Here is a 533-nt window from a genome sequence, read left to right as displayed (position 1 = left end):
CATCATTTCCATACTGATCACCCTGTGTTCTCCTGCTCAAAAATTGAGCAGAAGCAGTTGAACACCTGGGTCAGTTTTCAGTCGGCAGAACAGCCTCTACTGGGTCAGTTTTCGGTCAGCGGCAACATTCTGGTCGAAGCTGCTGACGCGGACGTAACCGATGCGCTGACCGTGCAAGGTATCCTCCTGAGGGAAATGTGTCAGGAAGAAATCTATGACCCTTGACGGCGTATGTCAATCAATTCGGAAGGCAACTCTATTCTGACGATTTAGCGCCGGATGGTCTGACGCCAAGTTAGGGTATAGCCTAGATTGACATGCGCGATGCAACCCTTAACTTGCTTGCACCTATCGTTTCCATGCTAGCTTTATCGTAACGCTAAAGAAATTGGGCTTAATGCCGAACACAATAAAATAAAACAGCCAACCCTTGAGGCTCTTATGCGCCAGAATTTACCAGTGACGGGTCGAAACTTAGAACTCCCAAAAGATGCCAATATTCTTTCGACTACCTCCCCTCAAAGCCATATCAC

At 47.7% G+C, this 533-nt stretch carries 1 protein-coding gene; it reads left to right on the top strand.

The features are described from left to right. On the top strand, nt 1-225 hold a 225-nt coding region (locus MF6396_RS29695), incomplete at its 5' end, for a hypothetical protein (RefSeq protein WP_443217226.1). Nucleotides 226-533: the final 308 nt, after the last annotated feature.

The organism is Pseudomonas sp. MF6396, from assembly GCF_002018915.1.
Classification (GTDB): Bacteria; Pseudomonadota; Gammaproteobacteria; order Pseudomonadales; family Pseudomonadaceae; genus Aquipseudomonas; species Aquipseudomonas palmensis.
This window is presented reverse-complemented; position numbering and strand designations above follow the sequence as displayed.